Raw genomic sequence first — 18,311 nt, forward strand, 5'->3', positions numbered from 1 at the left:
ATTGATGAAACCGTGGCGAAAGTCTTATTTCATGTTGATCCGAAGAAATCAATGACTGAACAAGATCTACCCGGTCATAACAGGTGGCATCCGGATATTCCAGCGGAAATTGGAGTTAAACCCGGTGAAGATTTTCGGGTGGAATGTATGGAATGGACCGATGGACAAATTCACAATACTGACAGTCCTGAGGATGTGGCCACGGTTGATCTTTCCCGAACCCACATGCTAAGTGGCCCCTTTGCCATCAAAGGTGCTGAACCTGGGGATCTTCTTGTGGTGGACATCCTCGACATTGGATCACTTGAAGGCTGGGGATATACGGGTATTTTTGCGAAGGAGAATGGCGGAGGTTTTCTGACAGATATCTTTCCTGAAGCACGCAAGGCGATTTGGGATTTCCATGGAATCTATGCAACTTCTAGACATTTACCAGGAGTAAAATTTGCTGGCATCTCCCATCCTGGACTCATTGGATGTGCGCCATCCCACGCATTACTTGAAGAGTGGAACAAACGAGAACAAGAACTTGTCGCGACCGATCCTAATCGCGTTCCTCCCTTAGGACTCTTGCCTCTAGCCGAAAATGCACTTTTGGGAACACTCAAAGGTGCTCAGCGTGATCGTGTGGCTCGAGAAGCTGCGCGTACGATTCCGCCGCGCGAACACGGAGGGAATGTCGATATTAAAAATTTGTCTCGGGGAACTCGCATTTATTTTCCCGTCTATGTCCGTGACGCGTTGTTGTCTGTAGGGGACTTGCACTTTTCGCAAGGCGATGGAGAAATCACGTTTTGTGGGGCTATCGAAATGTCGGGTTGGATTGATCTCGGTGTAGACATCATCAAGGACGGAATGAATCGATACGGCATTACCAGTCCTCTCTTCCAACCCGGACCGGTGGAACCTCATTATTCACAGTATCTAACATTTGAAGGAATTTCTGTTGAAAATGGCCGGAATTATTATTTAGATGCCACCATTGCTTATCGTCAGGCTGCTTTGCATGCTATCGATTATCTCACCAATTTCGGTTACACGCGTGAACAAGCCTATTTATTGCTCGGTGCAGCCCCTATTGAAGGACGTATTGGTGGTGTGGTGGATATTCCCAATGCCTGTGTGTCGCTCGGCATTCCCCTTGAAATCTTTGAACAAGATATTCGACCTCGGTAATAGTAAAAGTTCGACAAATAACATGTTCACGGCAAAAGCTTCTTAAAAGTCGATTTCGGTCTCTATTACGGAGCCGAAATCGACTCTTTGCTTGCAAGATGCTCGTGTTGCCGTCAGAAAACAACTTCTTCGTGCTTACTATAGTCACCTAGAAGATTACCAACAAGAGAAGGGAGCTGCGCTGAACGAGGTCATTATTTTTATCGGCGGATTTTTGGGAGCGGTGGCGCGATTTCAGGTTGGACAATGGGTTGGACAGCGCACGAGCGGGGGCTTTCCGTATGGCACGTTAGTCATTAATACGCTGGGTTGTCTCTTCATTGGGCTCATTGTGTCCCGGTTTTCCTCAGGAGCCGTCTTTAATTTCTTGGATGTGGGCTTTACTGCCGCCTTTACCACGTTTTCAACCTTTAGCTATGAAACCTGGCGGCTTATCGAAGAAAAATTACTGGGTTTGGCGTTTTTGAATGTTTTGTTCAATGTCGGTCTCGGGCTGGCGGGCGTCGAAATCGGTCTCCTGCTGGGGAGGGTTTAAGCCCATGAAAAATTGGATATGGGTAGGCCTAGGCGGTGGTCTCGGCGCCTTAGCGCGGACGGGTCTGGAGCCAATCGGAACGTATCATCAACTGCCCGTCAATTTCTTTCTCATTAATGTCTTGGGCAGCTTCTTCATTGGGATCATCATGGCCCTCAGTGCGGAACTGGGTGTCTTAGCCAATCAATGGCGTTTGTTTTGAGGCGTGGGCGTCTTGGGGGGGATTTACGACGTTTTCGACGTTTATGTTAGGGGTGTATATGTTATGGCAGGGCACGAAAGGCTTGGCGGTGCTGTATTTGACCGGGACGCTTTTCACCGGCTTGGCGGCTGCGTTTGCGGGCTTGGTGGTGATTCGCGAAGTAGCTCGCATCGCGGTATCGCAAACTCAATTAGAAGATACTGAGGATGAGGTATGAACTGGAACGAAAGTGATGTCAGAGTTGGGGCAGAATTCACTAACCTGTTGCTCGCTGTTTTGGTCGACTTCAACTACGTATTACAACACACTCTCGATAATCTCTGTATCCTATCTGCCTCTTAGCCCCATCCATCTTACATTACGTATAAACTCAGCACTGGTATATCCGCGATGCTAATATGAATATATCGCCTAACCTTTCCATAACAGGGGGCTATAGACGATCCCTTCATTTCTTCCTCAAAGGTATGCTACCCCTTATTGGAATGATTGTTGTTAATATCAGCTCGCTGACGATCTTCTCAAAGTGATGGGACGACTTCGGTTACCAAGTTCCATGTTACAGCGTAAATTCTTAATGTGACTACTATGGTGCCTTTGTGTCATTCTCACGAGTTCAGGATCAAGAACCATGAGTCCGGTAGCCGTTCCTTGAATGTCCCGTGTCGATGTTGAGAGATCACGGCATAGCAATCTGCAGATTTTTTCACTCAGTAATTTTTTTAAGCGTTCATTCTCATTCACCAGGGTCATGACATCGCGGGGATAGTGCGCGGCTTTTACCACCTCACGCACCCCAGCAACGCGCCATCGACGGACTATAAGCTGATGGCGACGAGCGACTGGTGTGGCATTTAGCGTGTGTTGAGCTTCTTAGACAATCTGTTGTTTGAATTCCGGTGAAAAAGTTTGATGCATTGTACCATTTGTGCCGAAAGATGGTCGCACTGGCGACATGTGCCTTGTCCCACAACCTTACCACAAGATACGGCATCGATTTTCTCATCTCATCAAGACAAGTGCGGAATCGGTGTGATCCGATTCCGCCTGGTGATCCCGTAGACTTCTCGGATTAAGAGACTGAGGATAAAGGGCTGACTTCCGCTGAATCGGCTAGTCCTTTGCTGAGACTCTGCAAAATCAGCAGGCAAATGGCCGACGCGATAAGTCCGCCGATCATAAAGAGAAACCCGCCGGTGAAAGAATGCGTGGCAGTCACGATGATACCCACAACAATCGGTGCAAAAAAGCCTCCGATTTGGCCCCCGAAGTTGACAAAACCGGTAAATGTGCCGCGCAGGCTGTCGGGAATGAGGTCCAAAGGGATAGCCCAGATAGGACCAAACCCGCCGAACAGGAAGAAGGCCGCGGCGGATAAGGCAAAGACGGTGCCGCCGATGGTATGGGCGTTATATGCCATATACAGAAAGATGCCAGAGACTAAATAGCTAATGGCGACGAGGCTTGACTTGTATCGGCCAATGCGAGTGCCAATCCACCCGATAATGACCAGACCGAAGAATCCCAGGACATAGGGAACGGAGGCATCAAATCCTAATGCTGACAAATCGATGTGGCGACTGAGCGAGAGATAGCTGGGCATCCATCCCAAAAATCCCCAAAACGCTACGTTAAAGAACAGATAAGCCAAGAAGACTAACCAAATGCCTGGCTGCTCCAAAACCGTCTTCCAATTAAGGTGTCGGCCAGACTTCACGCGAACGGGGGTATGAACCACTCCGCCTGGCGGCTTTACAGGAATAAGAAAGTAGATGAGCACCGCCATAATGATGCCGGGAATCGTAAACAATAAGAACAAGGCTCGCCAGCCCACGGTGCCTAGCAACCAGGTAGAGACCGGGGCGACAAAAGCGGGGCCGAGCGCGATGGCTGTCAAGAAGAGTCCGTTAGCCCAACTGCGTTCTTTCGAGGTAAAAAAATCTCCTATAAGTTTAAATTGGGCCCCATTTTCCAGGCCTTCACCCACTCCAAACAACACCCGAGTTACGATGAGCATGGTCGCTCCAATGGCAAGCCCTGTGAGTCCGGTAAAGACGGACCACCAGACAAGAGCGACTACCAACAAGGTTCGGGCGCCAAATCGATCTGCTAACCACCCGCCGGGTATTTGCAAAATTGCATACCCAAACGTAAATGCCGATAACACCACACCAAAAAGGGCGGGACTCATGTGCAGACCCTTCATCATCATCGGGCCGGCGACCGAAATGTTAATGCGATCCAGGTAAGCGACAAACATCATGAGCCAGATCAGAATGAGCATGGTCCATTTCTTGTTCACGGGCAACCCCCTTTATGAACTCTCCGTTTATGGCCTTCACTGTGTGTGTTCCGTATTGCGGAATATCATGGTACAAATTATGGAACGCTTATGCAATTTCGGTTATACTCTAAGAATAGGATATCGTCAAGCAATACCGATTAATGATTATATTCTGAGTTTATCAACGACATAGAGATAGGATGAGCAGCCGTTGTCAACAACACAGCAGAGTTCGGTTCACGTCATTTTGCGGGTGAGCGCATTATTAGATGTCTTGGCCCAGCAGTCTCCTGCAAGTTTGGCATACCTTACTGAAGTGACAGGATTGCCCAAAACCACCGTCCATCGCTTGCTGCAAACCTTGGAGCACGAGAGCATCGTGATGAGAAGCCAGCAGGGATACGCAATTGGACCACGGATTGCAAAATGGCATAGCCCGTTTGATCCCTACCGCTGGCTCAAGTTGCTCGGTCCGCCAATTCTACGTGAGATGGCGGACAAGAGCCGTGAAACGGCTAGCATTTTTGTCGGTTTGCGGGACAGACGGGTCTGTTGGGTCGTCGTGGATGGTCCGCAAGAAGTACGCCATGTTCCCATGCCTGACCAGGTGTTTCCCCTGGGAGTGGGGTCAGCGGGCAAGCTTCTCTTAAGCGCAATGCCACCCGCCGAACGGGAACAGGCCATCGCTGCGACGCGTGCCCGCTTTCCTCAGGTCGCGATCGCCCCTGTAAGCGAGGATGAACTGAACGCCATCTACCAGTTGGGCTATGCCGTTTCCATTGAGGAGCGGGAACCTGGGCTGGCGTCCGTGGCGGCTTTAGTGCCCGGCCTGCCCAGGGTCTGCATGAGTCTATCCGGACCAGTGCACCGCTTCGGTCCCCTCGCTCTTGGCGAGTTCATCAAGATTGCCCAAGATGCCGCGCAGCAAATAGAACAGGCGCTGTCTCTGGCCGTGCAAGGAGGGAATGCACTATGGACGCCGGACCATTGACCGGAATCACTGTCTTGGAGCTCGGATCCCTGATCGCGGCACCGTTTGCCACTCGCATTATGGACGATTTTGGTGTACGCATCATTAAGGTCGAAGCATAAACGGGAGATCTCTTACGGCAATGGGGGAGGTTTCACCCCGAAAAGGGAACATCTCATTGGTCTCTTGTCCAGTTACGCAACAAAGAATTGCTTGTCGTTGATTTAAATCACTGCAGGATGACGACTTAGTGCGTGAGCAGGTCAAAACGATGGATCTCGTGGTAGAAAATTTTCGTCCGGGACGCTTGGCCAAATGGGGAATCGGGTATGCGGCATTAAAAACCGTGAATCCCAACCTCATTATGGTAAGTTCATCGGGGTATGGACAAACCGGGCCCTATCGTAATCGACAGGAATTCAACAATATTGCGGAGTCGATAGGCGGTTTGCGAGCCGTCACAGGCTACGAAGAGGGCGAACCCTTGCGCGTGGGTGTCAGTCTCGGAGACCAGGTCGCGTTGACCGAGGACTCGATGACCGAGAACATGGTGGGTGGATCCATTCCTCGCCATTGGGGCCAACAGCGATGCGGTAATTTCACGTTTTGTTATTGGTCATATAGAGTATCTTCACGATCCCGGATAGCAAACCAATGCGGGGCGAGTGGCACGCATTTTTATCCACGGACATCCTGCTCGCTGTCCTTCGTGACCATGATGGAAATCTATGCCACGCGCTGGACGATTGAAGTGTTTTTAAAGAAATGTAGCAGCACTTATAACTCAACCAGTGCCTATCACGGGATTACGATGCTCAAATTGCGCACGTGACCGTGTGCTGTGTTCCCTACACCTTTCTGGCATATTTCCGTCGCGTCGAGTCCTACCAATCCTTCGGAGTACTGTTTGAAGGAATTGTCGCCGAGTTGACTGAGAAAAACTTGGCGCAACGGCTGTGGGCCTTGTTCGAAGAACTCTTAAATGTCGTCTTGATCACGATCACCGAATCCGGTGCGGTCGACCTGGCTCAATTCCAACGTTCGCCATATGCTGCTCTGAAAGCGATGGTTGCGGAGTCATTTTTGGGCGATCAATTACAAGCCTTCAAGAAGTCCGCCTAAATCGCCAAAATGGAATGGCGAAAAAATGGGACCTGTCAAGGGTTTGCGGATAGATTGACATCTAAAAACGGTGTATAAGGAAGATGCGAAAGTCAAGTTGTCATGTCGCTGCCACGAGTCAATCATTATCCCCTTATCTTTTTTAGTTCAGTAGTGTTCGGGTGCGAACGATCCCGGCGATCCCACTTTAACAGCAGGCATTAGGCAGCCGGAGAGTTTATGGCTAGCGATAGGACTTTTGGGATATTTGAAGAATACAGGCGGAAGATTCTTCAATTCATGTATGATGAAAGGGAATAGCATTCCCATTTATTCGGAAAAACCGCGTAAGGTAAATATCTCTTCGCTAGCCATATGCATGACGATGACAAATCCATTTGAGAGGAAGAACACGGTGAGTTCCTCAGACGAATTGGTGCAGAAATATTTTGGCCGCTACCATGAAGCCTACCGCAACAGTGCACCCCATGCCCACGGACACGATTTAACCCATCTCATTGAGATGCTCCATTTGACACCAAATAGCCTGGTTCTCGATGCGGCGTGTGGAACAGGACACACGGCTTTAGCATTAGCCAGGCAAGGACATCGCGTGATTGGACTGGATGTTACCCAGGAAATGCTTGCCGAAGCAGAAAGTTTAGCTCAACAAAATCATTTGGAGATCCAGTGGGTTCAAGGTACTGTTCATCATTTGCCGTGGGAAGACAATACCTTCGATGCGATCACCTGCCGCCGAGCTGCTCATCACTTTTCCGATCTGGCTCGTTTTTTAGAAGAAGCGCGGCGAGTTCTTAAACCTGGCACCTTTCTGGCAATTTCCGATATGACGGCGCCATCAGATGCCATTGATTGGCTGAATCAACTGGAACGATATCGTGACGCCTCACATGAAGCCGCCCGTTCAGCTAACGAATGGGCTCGGCTTATTACCGAAGCAGGTTTTGATTTGATGACGCTTGGTGTCAGTGTGGAAGTCATGACTGCGGAACAATGGCTGGCCCCAGTACCTGCGGATTCGGAGGAAGGGCAGCAGGCTATGCAGTTTTTGACCTATCATCCTCCCTCCACGATTTTTAGCCATAATCAGTTTCATAAATACCGGCTCATTATGGCTGTGATGAAACCGCTGCCGTCTTGGGATTGATTCTCATGGAAAAACGGCTGGTAGTTTTTGCGAATGCTGGGGTTCTTGCGTATTGGCATTTTCCGCCTGTGATTAAATTGGCGGTTTCATTGTTTGAGGTGCCAACACCGCGACTACTTCGCTTTTGGCGCATAATAGGTCGCCTGCATAGACATCGCTATGCACAATCACTTTACGCTGGCCGACTTCCACAATGTGTCCCCGTACCGTGAGCCGTTGGCCAAGAGGAGTGGGTTTCACAAAGTCGATTTTTAAAGAGGCGGTGACGCACCGGGGCACGGGCGCTTTATCTCCTAATTCATGTCCATCTCGACGATACAACGCTAAGGCTGCCGAACCCGTGCTATGACAATCCACTAAAGATGCCAAGAGCCCTCCATAGACAAACCCAGGAACCGCAATGTGTTGCGGGAGCGGGATATATTCGGTGAGCGTTTCGTCCTTGTTCCACCGGGTGCGAAAATGATGACCATGGTCATTTAACCGGCCGCATCCATAACACCAGGCAAAATCATCGGGGTAAAAGTCTTGAACGGCGTAAAATGATTTTTGATTGTTGGCATCTTCCACTGTTTATGGCCTCCACTGTCTATACTTTGGATCTATGGTACGAGATCAAAGGAACATCTATCAACAAAAAATTGATCATTTGTGATAAGCGAGAAAAATTTGTGAACACATTGGGGATAAGGCGCGCGGTGTTGTGTTGAGGTGAGCCTTACGTTTAGGGATGCATGAAACGGAATATCCTCCAAATTGGGCCATATCGGAAAGAGAATGACGTGTATCGGGTACGATGGGCATTGGTAGATGACCATCAAAAAAGTTTTCTAAAGCGTCTGTCAAAATAAGATCGTGATTTCGGTATCATAAGGTTATATGGGTATAGCTCGGACGGAAAGACGGTGTCGTCGTATGAGTATTCCTACACAACCACGGATATTAGGATGGTTTAGTGCCCTACTTGGTCTTGTTATGGCGGGGATTGTGGCACATCGAATCATTACGCACGCGACTCCAGAACGCGCATTGTTAGCGGATCATGCACCGTTCACGGGAATCGTCCAATCCTTACCATTCGCCCAAGGACGCTTGATAATCTCGGAGCAACCCCACGGCAATGGGTTTTATGGCTGGTATCTTACTCACAACTTCTGGGGATGGCATGATGTGACCACGTCGGTCGTCTCTACAGGACTGACACCGAGCGAAGCCCCAATCAATTGGACAATCATCCCCGCTAAGGGGCAGGCGATGCTTTGGGGCGTTATCGAGCGCCCCATGAAAACCGTAATTTTTCGCCAAGACCAGCAGACATTTTCCTGTTCCGTCGGTCCGGCAGGTTTATGGCATTTGCAGCTGCCGCATGACGTGAGCGTGATTGGTAATAACCAGTGGTTTATGAGACTGCGTAATGGGAAAATTGTTCCCATGTATTCATAAAGACCTTAAGTTTCCACGATCTTGGGGACGTTACGGTGGGAATAATCATCCTCGAGAAGGCCAACAGCGTAAGAATTTCACGTTCGCCGACGTCATGCTGTGATGAGGCTTAGAAGACACTTCTTTTTGTTCTATTTACATGTTAACCTGCCAGAATGACTCCGCGGAAAGCGATAGACTTGAAGATAGATGGTTTGATGATGAACGGGAAAAAGATTTTTTCGGCGGGTTCATGGTTTTGGGATAGAAGGAGTGGCCTTATGGATTTTCACTTACTAGGATCATTGATGGCTGTTTGTATCCGTTTTAGATATCCTGATTGGCCCTATCAAAGTCCCGGAGAAGAGGAGATTCGGATGCTGGGTCAGATGTTTCGCGAACTCGCTCCCGTGAGTGACGAAGAATTCGAAGACATTGTGCAGTATTTTGTCCGGCTATCTCAGATCCGACGGCGTTCGCTGTTAGAGCGGTTAGCCATCATTTGGGCGCGCTCGACAGTGGATAATTGGCCGGCCTCCCGTCCTGTGGAATGGGAGCTCCGGCGCGCCTTGGACATCTTGCGCCAAGCCACCATGGCGACCGATGCGGAAGTCGAGAACGTCGTCGCCTACGTCATGAGGGGAAACATTGATGATGGGACTCTTTAGATTCGTATCGTTGTCAAACCGTATTCTCTGTCCAGCGAATTGTTTCATGAGGTCTTTTCTCGGGCAAAAACCATCAAGTCATAAGTGAAGTTGCTGAGATCAGCACAAGACTGAAATGAGGGATAGATATGCGTTATGGGATTGTTGTAACACTTTTGAGTCTGGCTGTTTTGGCTAGCGTAGGATGGGTGAGTGTATCTCAGGATAACGCGTCGTCCCTGTCGTTTCGGTGGGGGCCTCTGGTAGTGACACCAACCCCTCCCTCTCCTGGATTTAATCCTTTAACAGCCACGAACACTGAACTCCGTGCCAACGGATTCCCCCAACGCCCTTTTGGCCCAGTGCCCAGTGGTGGGTCCATGCGGTTGAGAATACTCACTGGGTTTACCCGCGCTTTACCTCTCATCCTGCGACTACCGGGGGCGCAATGGCTACCAAAAGATGACAGATTCCCATAATATGTAAATAAATAGATTGTCTAATTGACGACACATCGACCGAAATCAGTCCTTGGGGACAACGGGTGCGTATAAGGGATTCAAAAGGAGTACCACGGCTCTAGCATTTTGAGAAACACATGGCCGCGCATCAGAGTTTTGGTAATGCCTCGTTCGTCACGAGAAATTTCCTATAAAAAACTGTGGAGTAAATATAGTATATTCTAAATTACACAAATGAAAGATTAATAGATTGGGAGGACGATCCGTGTCAGAACATCCCCATTTATTATGGCCTTATGCGACATTTGCTTTTATGGTGGGATTCGGCTGGTTTATCATCGCTCCTCTTGTTCCTGCTATCATTGGTCACTTTCATGCATCCCTGGCTTTGGCTTTATTGCTGGTTTCGTTATATGGTTATGCGATGATTATCATGTCGTTGCCTGCGGGATTTTGGATTGCTAAAAGCGGTCCCCGGCCTATATTGCGATGGTCAATCGTTTTGACCGTTGTCGGATTATTTATGCGTGTAGGTGCTCCCAGCTATTCTGTATTGTTGATTGGACAAGGTATTGCAGCCTTGGCTTATCCCTTTTTGATCGCTCCTATTGGTTCTATATTGCGGTTATCCGGTATCTCACGCACAAGAATGGCGACCGGTCTGGTGATTGGTTGTCTGTTTTTGGGCATGGCTACCTCATCGTTATTAGGACCTCATTTAAGCCTCCGCACGGATTTTGGGGTGAGCGCTGTCACGTCATTGGTGGTCGGGATATGGCTATGGCGAAGTCTTGGCGATATTACTTCCGAGTCATCTGGAAAATTAGGTCGGATTCGCATCGTCGTGTCACGGTGGTGGCTTATTGGCTTTGTCATTTCCTCGGTGAGTGTGATGTATGGATCGATCAGTACGACGGCGTTGATTCACTGGCATGTTGCTCATGCCTTGGTATTAGGCGGAATTTTATCCTCCTTAACGTTTATAGGGTCAGCTTGTGGAGCGATCCTGTTTGGTTGGCTTGCTGAGCGCCAAAACACCGGGATCCATCTTCAGAAACTGCTAGCGGTTTTATCATTAATATTTTTGTTGGCCTGTGCGCTCGAATTGACGGGTCTTTTGACCCCGCGGGGCCTGGGCTTAGAATTAGCCTTTTTGGGATTTGGGATGATGGGCAATGGATGGTATACCTTAGCGCTTGACGCAGCAGCTCGGCAAGCACAAAATGCCGGGTCGGCGGGATTAGCGACGGCTGGTTACAGTATGGCCTCAAATATCGGCGTTGCGGTGATTCCGGTTGTGTTAGGTCCCTTAGTCATTGCGGCTCCGGTATGGTGGTTGGGCATTATAGTCCTCATGGGATTGATAGCTTTGGCCGTGCCGTTTGTCACAAAAGATGACGCGGCATCTATGTCGGCACAGCGGACAGCGTAATGGATTTGGTCCTCAGAGGGAAATGTTCTATTCAAAAAATGTTGTGTGGGGATAGGAGAAAAAATGATTTCCAAGACGGATTTGGTGAAAGACCTGCAAAGTCACTGGGAAGATTTGCTTCAACGCATTCATAAAAAACCTGTCGTGATAGAAGAGGAAAGCACTCCGCTTGCCGTGTTGGTTTCCTATCAAGAATGGCAGCGAATTCAGCACATGCAAGATGAATTATGGAAGGCACAGACAGCGGAAGCAGCGTGTGAAGGACCTCTTTGTGAAGAGGATACCAAAGATTAATGGCGGCTATTATTGTGTTTTTCTATACCTGCCAAAGCCCTTTTGAGAGGGCGGCTGACAACGAACGAAAACGATGACGGATTATGGTAAAGTCCCTATTTTCACTACTATAAGAAGCACTGCATGAAATGGCATATAATTTCGTGGAAAGGCCGTAAGAGAGATCAGCAGATACACGTAAAATGCATGCAGGATTATATGTGCCAAGAGGTAAAAAACGTGTGTAGTGAGGTGCTGAAACTCTGCCATACTGTACCAAACCCTAACAGGGATGACGAGTGGGAAATGGTCCAACTGGGAATAGGCTGAGGAACAATCACGGTATGCCAGGCACTCACCAGGATTAAGCCACTAAGTGCGGTGAGGGTAGCGAATACAATACCTTTTTCCATAATGCGCTCCCTGTTGACTCGCGTGAATAGTCCTGATGTTAAGGATGGCCATGGATCATAAATTAGCATTAATGTGGTCGGGATCAGGAGGGAACGGACAATAAGCGTATCCACTGATAAACTGACTCCGATAATGAGGCCGGTAAGCTGCAAAAATGGGACCGGGGTGGCGATGAGCGTGAGGAACGTGGAAGCGATGATGACACCGGCTCCTGTGATACTACCACCGGTTTCGCTAAGCGCTGTACCAATAGATTCCCGGGTGATGTCCTTGCCGATATCATGGACGAGTAGAATTTCGTAATCCAACGATAAAGCCATTAAGAGACTTACGACGACGATAATCATCGGGAAGAGAAGAATATACTGAGATTGTAATGCCCAGTGCTGAGCAATTCGCATGCCTGATAACAAAATGGTGAGATCAAAAGACGCTGCCAAAATGCCTGCCATCCATCCTTTCATTAAATATCTCATGGCAATAATCGTGCCGAATATTCCCAAGATCATGACGCCTATTAACCCATGTATTAATCCTGTATTGGCCGTCGCGGTATAGGCCCTGTTACCGCCTGTCATGCCAAATTGCCAATGCTTTGGCAAATGCTCGTTGACGCCATCGATTATTTGGGTCCGCGGCAAAGGAGAGGGTCCTACAATCCCGATTAACACGACATGTTGTGAATAATTGATAAGCTGGTCGGCGGGAGAACTTGCGGGAAGAGCCTCGGCGGATAACTTCGCTAATGATGAGGGTGGCAAAAGGAGTGTGGGACTCGTGATCCGGTCATGAGGAGCTTCTTCTTGTACGATATGGGTTATGTCAGCGACAGCTTGCCATGTGCTTACAGAATGAAATGACGTGGGAGGCTGGATAACCAGGGCATCCTGACTACCGGGTGCCATGGGAGGAGTTGTTTTTTCAATGCGAGATACAGTGCACTGTGTTGAGGAAGCAAGGATAAAGAATTGACCGGCGTGCTGAGAGTGAATGAAGGATAAGGTCGCGACAGGGCAAAAACGATGAGAGCAACCATAGCCGAAAGTGCCCACTGAGGTATTTTCTTTAAATTCTTTTGCAACCAGAAGTACCCTGCATCCAGCCAATCCGATGCCGATGTTTTCCATGACACCCAGTGCATCAAAGCGGGCCATCTCGGCAAAATGGGATAAGTAATCCAACGAACCGTAGCGTAAGTCGTAAGAACAGCCACCCAAGCACTGATGACTAAAGATACGCTAAGGGAATGCGGCAGAAATAACAAACCCGTTAAAACGGTAATCAGAACAGTGGCGGAAATCGAAATCGCTTTCAAAACACTTCGGCGGGTTGCGATATCGGCCTGTTTAGCGGCTTCTCTCCGTTTTTGTTCTCATTGGTTTACCATATGATATTCGCGGCGAAAGCGTAAAATCAAAAATACGCTATAGTCGATACTTAGTCCCAAGGTGAGAAGCTCCATAATATTGACCGAGTATTCCGACAAATGACCATCGGCCGTCAAAAGTACCATCAAGGCGGATGCGTAAAGCGTCGCTAAAGCACCGCCCATTAAGGCCAAAATGGTCAGCGACAAAGACCCTAAAACCGCCATTAACAAGATCATGGCGATGCCCAAGGCATAGATTTCTGTGCGTGACAAGCTTTGTTCCACAGCCTGATTGAGCCATGTGTTAGCCGTATTGGCGTCTAAGGCGGTGACATGGTCAGCGGATGGTAAATGCATCACCCACGTGGAGGTGGCCTGAGAGTACCCGTGATGAGGGGCTTGAATGATTGTTGCGGCATGGGTTAAGGCATAAAACGTTAAAGACGCAAGCGGAATGGAACCATGGGTTTGGTGCCATAAGTGCACCAATGTGGACGTGGGAGCATCAACGAGCCAACTGCTTGCCTGATTATAGCTAATGGGGCCAAGAGACACTTGTTCTTGGGTTAGCACACTCATGTGATCGGCCCATAACAAGGCATTTTTCGAACTTAACAGTTGACTGGTTTGAGCGTGGGCTCCCAGCTGACTAGCTGCTGGCCACAACAAAAATGCCAGCAACCAAGCCGAAAGGAAAACAACGGGGGTCCGTATGGGACGAAGCTTGGAAAACAGGGATGCGATGAAAATGACGAATATCAGGCCAATTACACTAAGACCAGTATCTTGGGCAATGGTACTGGCCTCAGGACCGGTGAGATGCAATATGACGCCCCACATCTGTATGGTTTGGTATGCGTTCTGCATAATTCTCACTCTCTGTGGCCGGAAACGGTGGATCTTTGCCGTCTGAAGAATGCTATTAGTGTACCATGGTTTCAATCTATGAGGATCTCGCACTATGCAAAAAGCCGCGGGATAGGGTCACCGGGAAACGCTGGCATCATTTTGAGGACACTACTGCCTAAAAATTGCCTGCCAGCCATCAAGATTCACTACGGTTTTTTATGTTACAATAAATTGACTGTAAAAAAATGGTGAAAGATTAGGCGTGTTGTTGTCATAGCCCCGAAAAATTTATAAGGAGGCCCTAAAATGGCGCATGAAGGGCTACATGAAGATCCGCAGATGCTTAATTCCACAATTCTCAACCAACATCGAGCTATCCTGTCTTTGATGGAAGAGCTTGAGGCGATTGATTGGTATGCGCAAAGAGCAGCAGCCTGTGATGATGGGGAGCTCCAAGCCATATTGCTTCACAACATGAATGACGAAATGGAACACGCATCCATGCTGATGGAATGGATCCGGCGTTCCATGCCCCATTTTGATAAAGAGATGCAGAAATTTTTGTTTACCAAAGAAGCCATTGCTAAACGGGCAGATTAATCCGCTTAATTAGACCAATGACGCATTGAACGGGAATTTTCGATTGCTATGAAGAACGCGTCCTCGAATGTATTCTTGGACGCTTTTTTCTTTTTCCAATCCAGAAACCAAGGGATTAATACACAATTACGGCTCAAAACTTATAACTTTAAGCGTAAGGCAGTGTGTTCTTAGTGCGAAGGTCGTAAATCGTTGATTAAGTCAAACTTATCGAAATATATAAGTAATAGTTGATAATACAAGTCTTAAGTAAAATAAAAAAATATGCATATATTGCAGGAATTTGTTGTTTGTGAATAGAATTAGTAAAACGCTTCACTAAAAACATCAATAAGTGAGGTCAAGATGAATAAAGCGTCAAAAGCTGTGCGGATTGAAGATGTAGCTAGGGTGGCGGGCGTGTCTCCTACGACCGTTTCCTATGTCATTAATAATCGCGGAAACGTATCGGAACGCACAAGAGAAAAGGTTTTACAAGTCATCAAAGAATTAAACTATCATCCGAGTATGGCTGGTCGAGGGTTGGCGAGTAAAACGGCTCTTGCCCTTGGAATTTTGGTGCCGCGGATCGACAGCCTTTCCGACCCGTTTTTCGCGATGTTATCATCTGGTTTTATGTTAGGTGCACAACGGCACGATTATCAAGTTGTGTTGCTTCCGTCGGAAACCACGGTTAATGACATTATTAATTCGATCCAACGTAAACGTATCGATGGAATTCTGCTGTTGGAAGTGGAACAAGATGATGTCCGGGTCAAGCAACTTTATCAATCCGGAGTGCCGCTTTTACTATTTGGTCGTTCGGAATTGCCTGTTGCATGGCTTGACGTGGATAACATGCAAGGCGGGATGATGGCCACGCGCCACTTGTTGGAACTGGGCCATCGACGCATCGCCCACATTGCTGCTCCACAAAAATATCTTTATGGACGTTTACGTTGTATAGGATATCAAGAAACGCTGCAACATTTCGATGCGTCCTTAAGTGCCATTATTCGTGAAGGTGATTTGACTATGGATGCGGGTTATCGGTTAACTCGCGAATTGCTTGTCAAAAATCCGCGGCCGACCGCGATTTTTGCAGCGAGTGACTTGATGGCCATTGGTGCCATTCGGGCAGCGACCGACATTGGACTGCAAGTTCCCCGCGATTTGTCCGTTGTGGGTTTTGATGATAGCCCTTTGGCCCATGAATTTATTCCGGCATTAACAACCATTGCCCAACAACCGCAGCATTTAGGGGAGATGTTGGCGGAGCGGCTAATAAATCTCTTAGAAGGAGAAATAGCGCGCCCGGAACTTTTTTTGCCACAACTCATTGTGCGACAAAGTAGTGCTGTAAATCCAACGGGACCGTTATATCAACGTTCTTCTGAGAAGATTACTCTCAAAACCGGACCGTCATTCAGTCTTTGGTCGGATGACGGTTTTATTGAGAGACGCTCCGGGAATCAAGGAATATACGCGGCGGATACACATTGGCTCTCTCATTACATGATTTACATAAATGGGATAGCACCTAAACCCGTCGCGGTTGATGTCCAACAAGATCAGTTTGTGATGCGCTATGTTGTTGCCTTGAAAAACGGCAGCCTCGCAATTCGGCGAACACTCCGGTTTTTAGCTCAGGCATTAGTTGACCGATGGGACTGGAAACGGTGGGGTGATCGCGAGAATGGGTGGATGTTTGAACTTGAGCATGCAGTGGATTTTCGTGACATCTTTGAAATGCGAGGGTTTCCGGTAGAATCGCCTGGGTTGATCTATTCGGATCTCGTGGGGAATTCTGGAGAACGTCACCAGTATCATGGACGCGACGACCGTATTCGGATGTTTTCTCTTTCTGTAAGCCCTGAACCTATAACAAGCGAAATTGGATCAAAACGGTGGGTTGTTGATCCTCATGAGGGCAATGGGAGTTTTGAGATTCGGATGAAATGGGAATTGCCACCAGCCTTACATTCATCGATTCAGCGTGTGTCTGGTCAATGGCCAAAGGTCATCGTTGAAAATGAAGAGTGGCAACACGTGTTGAACCAGTCCCAAGACGATGTCGAAATGTTACAGACGGATTTTGGCCAAGGTCCCGTGTTAGTGGCAGGTCTTCCATGGTTTGGGACGTTATTTGGTCGCGATGCCATCTTAAGTGCTTATCAATTGTTGGTATTTCGTCCAGATTTGGCTGAATCGACACTAGCGACTATGGCACACTTTCAAGGTCATGTCATAGACCCTGATCGATCGGAAATGCCGGGAAAAATGGTTCACGAAGTAAGATACGGGGAGTTGGCGAATCTTGGCCATGTGCCCTTTGGACGTTATTATGGTTCGGTTGATGTGACACCTCTTTTTATTTTGCTGCTGTATGAAACGTGGAAACGAACAGGAAATTCTGCATTACTTGACCGGTTTTTATCCGTAGCCCGTGACGCAATGAACTGGCTCTGTCAGGATATTGATGAAGCCAATCACGGCTTGTTAATGTTTCATGCCTCAAACCAAGCTGGATTGTCCGTTCAGTCGTGGAAGGATTCGGCCGATTCCATGGTCTATAGTGATGGCACATTTGCCCAATCCCCTTTGGCTGTTGCGGAAGTTCAAGGTTATGTTTTTCAGGCCTTAAACGCGATGGCTGAGCTTGAAGAAGCTAGCGGAGATGCGCAAGTTGCTATTCATTATCGAGGAATGGCTCAACGAGTACAAGAAAAGTTCCATGAACATTTCTGGCTGCCAGAACAGCAATATTATGCCATGGCCATTGACCGGCACGGAAATCCGCTGGATGTGATTAGTTCGGATCCTGGGCAATGTTTATGGACAGGGATTATCCCTAAACCTTTTCAAAAGGCGGTGATCGATCGACTGATAAGTCAAGATCTGTTTTCAGGATGGGGAATCCGCACCTTAAGCGCTCGCGAGCGGGCTTACGATCCGTACAGTTATCATCGGGGAAGCGTTTGGCCCCATGATACGAGCATTATTGTGGCCGGGATGTGTCGATCGGGCTATATTCATGAAGCCGCCATAATCGCAAATGCTCTGGTTTCCGCGGGCAATTTTTTTCCAAAACGGAGAATGCCCGAATTATTTTCAGGCATGCCTCGAGAACGGGACAACGATCGGCCTATGCCCTATCCATTAGCCTGTGCACCCCAAGCTTGGGCGGCAGCCTCGGTGTGGTTGATGTTGCAGAGCTTGTTGAAGATAGACATCAATACACCTGCGCGAACTTTGGTGGTCGGGACATCGCCTGCAGAGTTAGGACGCGTGACAATTCACGGTCTCAAAGTTGCTGATGGTGAATTTGCGTTGGATATTGATGCTAATCAGGTTCGAATTTTAATGTCTCCTGAAAACTGGACTGTTGTGTTAGCTAAGTGACAGCCTCACATTTTTACAGTTTATTCA

Annotated in this window: 21 protein-coding genes; 16 read left to right on the forward strand and 5 right to left on the reverse strand. The window is 48.2% G+C overall.

Annotated features, from left to right (window positions below; translation table 11 throughout):
- Nucleotides 1–12 precede the first annotated feature (12 nt).
- The 4 genes from fmdA (at nt 13) to AOA63_RS19785 (ending at nt 2,130) form a co-directional block, all read left to right on the forward strand.
- Nucleotides 13–1,176, forward strand: coding sequence for a formamidase (gene fmdA, locus AOA63_RS11610; protein WP_053959848.1), 1,164 nt, complete (start codon nt 13–15; stop codon nt 1,174–1,176).
- Nucleotides 1,177–1,267: 91 nt separating this feature from the next.
- A complete protein-coding gene (gene crcB / locus AOA63_RS11615) occupies nt 1,268–1,711 on the forward strand; it encodes a fluoride efflux transporter CrcB (RefSeq protein WP_053959849.1) in 444 nt (147 codons plus the stop codon).
- A gap of 4 nt (nt 1,712–1,715) precedes the next feature.
- Nucleotides 1,716–1,913, forward strand: coding sequence for a CrcB family protein (locus tag AOA63_RS19360; RefSeq protein ID WP_053959850.1), 198 nt, complete (start codon nt 1,716–1,718; stop codon nt 1,911–1,913).
- 52 nt (nt 1,914–1,965) lie between these two features.
- The gene (locus tag AOA63_RS19785; RefSeq protein WP_171822697.1) at nt 1,966–2,130 is read left to right on the forward strand and encodes a hypothetical protein; all 165 of its coding nucleotides are present in this window, start codon (nt 1,966–1,968) and stop codon (nt 2,128–2,130) included.
- 855 nt (nt 2,131–2,985) lie between these two features.
- Here the strand turns inward: AOA63_RS19785 and AOA63_RS11625 are convergent.
- Entirely contained in the window at nt 2,986–4,215 is a 1,230-nt protein-coding gene (locus AOA63_RS11625) for an MFS transporter (RefSeq protein ID WP_053959851.1), read from the reverse strand.
- Nucleotides 4,216–4,408: 193 nt separating this feature from the next.
- Here AOA63_RS11625 and AOA63_RS11630 point away from each other — a divergent pair, with 193 nt between their 5' ends.
- From AOA63_RS11630 to AOA63_RS11645, 5 genes are all read left to right on the forward strand, one after another.
- The gene (locus AOA63_RS11630; RefSeq protein ID WP_053959852.1) at nt 4,409–5,188 is read left to right on the forward strand and encodes an IclR family transcriptional regulator; all 780 of its coding nucleotides are present in this window, start codon (nt 4,409–4,411) and stop codon (nt 5,186–5,188) included.
- A complete protein-coding gene (locus tag AOA63_RS20370) occupies nt 5,170–5,289 on the forward strand; it encodes a CoA transferase (RefSeq protein ID WP_139061578.1) in 120 nt (39 codons plus the stop codon). Before AOA63_RS11630 ends, AOA63_RS20370 begins: the two co-directional genes overlap by 19 nt.
- Nucleotides 5,290–5,399: 110 nt before the next feature.
- A complete protein-coding gene (locus AOA63_RS11635; RefSeq protein WP_278277068.1) occupies nt 5,400–5,999 on the forward strand; it encodes a CoA transferase in 600 nt (199 codons plus the stop codon).
- Nucleotides 5,996–6,289 carry a hypothetical protein gene (locus tag AOA63_RS19790; protein WP_053959854.1) on the forward strand — a complete coding sequence of 98 codons (294 nt, stop codon included), beginning with the start codon at nt 5,996–5,998 and terminating at the stop codon, nt 6,287–6,289. Before AOA63_RS11635 ends, AOA63_RS19790 begins: the two co-directional genes overlap by 4 nt.
- A gap of 394 nt (nt 6,290–6,683) precedes the next feature.
- Complete coding sequence (locus AOA63_RS11645) at nt 6,684–7,436, forward strand: class I SAM-dependent methyltransferase (RefSeq protein WP_053959855.1); 753 nt, start codon at nt 6,684–6,686, stop codon at nt 7,434–7,436.
- 72 nt (nt 7,437–7,508) lie between these two features.
- On the opposite strand, the gene AOA63_RS11650 is transcribed toward AOA63_RS11645, so the two are convergent.
- A complete protein-coding gene (locus AOA63_RS11650) occupies nt 7,509–8,006 on the reverse strand; it encodes a PaaI family thioesterase (RefSeq protein ID WP_053959856.1) in 498 nt (165 codons plus the stop codon).
- Nucleotides 8,007–8,351: 345 nt separating this feature from the next.
- On the opposite strand from AOA63_RS11650, the gene AOA63_RS11655 reads away from it, so the two are divergent.
- From AOA63_RS11655 to AOA63_RS11670, 5 genes are all read left to right on the forward strand, one after another.
- A complete protein-coding gene (locus AOA63_RS11655; RefSeq protein ID WP_139061580.1) occupies nt 8,352–8,879 on the forward strand; it encodes a hypothetical protein in 528 nt (175 codons plus the stop codon).
- A gap of 260 nt (nt 8,880–9,139) precedes the next feature.
- Nucleotides 9,140–9,526, forward strand: a complete 387-nt coding sequence (locus tag AOA63_RS11660) for a hypothetical protein (RefSeq protein ID WP_053959858.1) — start codon at nt 9,140–9,142, stop codon at nt 9,524–9,526.
- A 128-nt stretch (nt 9,527–9,654) separates the two neighbouring features.
- Nucleotides 9,655–9,984: a hypothetical protein gene (locus AOA63_RS19375; RefSeq protein ID WP_139061581.1), complete on the forward strand. Its 330-nt coding sequence runs from the start codon at nt 9,655–9,657 to the stop codon at nt 9,982–9,984.
- Between the two features lie 247 nt (nt 9,985–10,231).
- Nucleotides 10,232–11,398 carry an MFS transporter gene (locus tag AOA63_RS11665; RefSeq protein WP_171822698.1) on the forward strand — a complete coding sequence of 389 codons (1,167 nt, stop codon included), beginning with the start codon at nt 10,232–10,234 and terminating at the stop codon, nt 11,396–11,398.
- Between the two features lie 63 nt (nt 11,399–11,461).
- The gene (locus tag AOA63_RS11670) at nt 11,462–11,692 is read left to right on the forward strand and encodes a type II toxin-antitoxin system Phd/YefM family antitoxin (RefSeq protein WP_053959859.1); all 231 of its coding nucleotides are present in this window, start codon (nt 11,462–11,464) and stop codon (nt 11,690–11,692) included.
- A 194-nt stretch (nt 11,693–11,886) separates the two neighbouring features.
- Here the strand turns inward: AOA63_RS11670 and AOA63_RS11675 are convergent, their stop codons facing one another.
- The 3 genes from AOA63_RS11675 to AOA63_RS11680 are packed head-to-tail and all read right to left on the reverse strand — an operon-like array spanning nt 11,887 to nt 14,294.
- A complete protein-coding gene (locus tag AOA63_RS11675; RefSeq protein ID WP_171822699.1) occupies nt 11,887–12,990 on the reverse strand; it encodes an MMPL family transporter in 1,104 nt (367 codons plus the stop codon).
- Nucleotides 12,930–13,400 (reverse strand): hypothetical protein, encoded by a 471-nt coding sequence (locus AOA63_RS19795; RefSeq protein ID WP_171822700.1) that lies wholly within the window; start codon nt 13,398–13,400, stop codon nt 12,930–12,932. The genes AOA63_RS11675 and AOA63_RS19795 overlap by 61 nt, the downstream gene beginning before the upstream one ends.
- Before the next feature lie 57 nt (nt 13,401–13,457).
- A complete protein-coding gene (locus AOA63_RS11680; protein WP_171822701.1) occupies nt 13,458–14,294 on the reverse strand; it encodes an MMPL family transporter in 837 nt (278 codons plus the stop codon).
- 315 nt (nt 14,295–14,609) lie between these two features.
- On the opposite strand from AOA63_RS11680, the gene AOA63_RS11685 reads away from it, so the two are divergent.
- Nucleotides 14,610–14,903, forward strand: a complete 294-nt coding sequence (locus AOA63_RS11685) for a ferritin-like domain-containing protein (protein WP_053959862.1) — start codon at nt 14,610–14,612, stop codon at nt 14,901–14,903.
- Nucleotides 14,904–15,248: 345 nt separating this feature from the next.
- A complete protein-coding gene (locus AOA63_RS11690; protein ID WP_053959863.1) occupies nt 15,249–18,284 on the forward strand; it encodes a substrate-binding domain-containing protein in 3,036 nt (1,011 codons plus the stop codon).
- The last annotated feature ends 27 nt before the right edge of the window (nt 18,285–18,311 follow it).

Source organism: Sulfobacillus thermosulfidooxidans, assembly GCF_001280565.1.
GTDB classification, from domain to species: Bacteria; Bacillota; Sulfobacillia; order Sulfobacillales; family Sulfobacillaceae; genus Sulfobacillus; species Sulfobacillus thermosulfidooxidans_A.

Coding starts and splice junctions, on each gene's coding strand:
- AOA63_RS19360 (WP_053959850.1), top strand. CDS start 1,716: ATGAAAAATTGGATATGGGTAGGCCTAGGCGGTGGTCTCGGCGCCTTA.
- AOA63_RS20370 (WP_139061578.1), top strand. CDS start 5,170: ATGGACGCCGGACCATTGACCGGAATCACTGTCTTGGAGCTCGGATCC.
- AOA63_RS11655 (WP_139061580.1), top strand. CDS start 8,352: ATGAGTATTCCTACACAACCACGGATATTAGGATGGTTTAGTGCCCTA.
- AOA63_RS11660 (WP_053959858.1), top strand. CDS start 9,140: ATGGATTTTCACTTACTAGGATCATTGATGGCTGTTTGTATCCGTTTT.
- AOA63_RS19375 (WP_139061581.1), top strand. CDS start 9,655: ATGCGTTATGGGATTGTTGTAACACTTTTGAGTCTGGCTGTTTTGGCT.
- AOA63_RS11670 (WP_053959859.1), top strand. CDS start 11,462: ATGATTTCCAAGACGGATTTGGTGAAAGACCTGCAAAGTCACTGGGAA.
- AOA63_RS11675 (WP_171822699.1), bottom strand. CDS start 12,990: ATGGCACCCGGTAGTCAGGATGCCCTGGTTATCCAGCCTCCCACGTCA.
- AOA63_RS11680 (WP_171822701.1), bottom strand. CDS start 14,294: ATGTGGGGCGTCATATTGCATCTCACCGGTCCTGAGGCCAGTACCATT.
- AOA63_RS11685 (WP_053959862.1), top strand. CDS start 14,610: ATGGCGCATGAAGGGCTACATGAAGATCCGCAGATGCTTAATTCCACA.
- AOA63_RS11690 (WP_053959863.1), top strand. CDS start 15,249: ATGAATAAAGCGTCAAAAGCTGTGCGGATTGAAGATGTAGCTAGGGTG.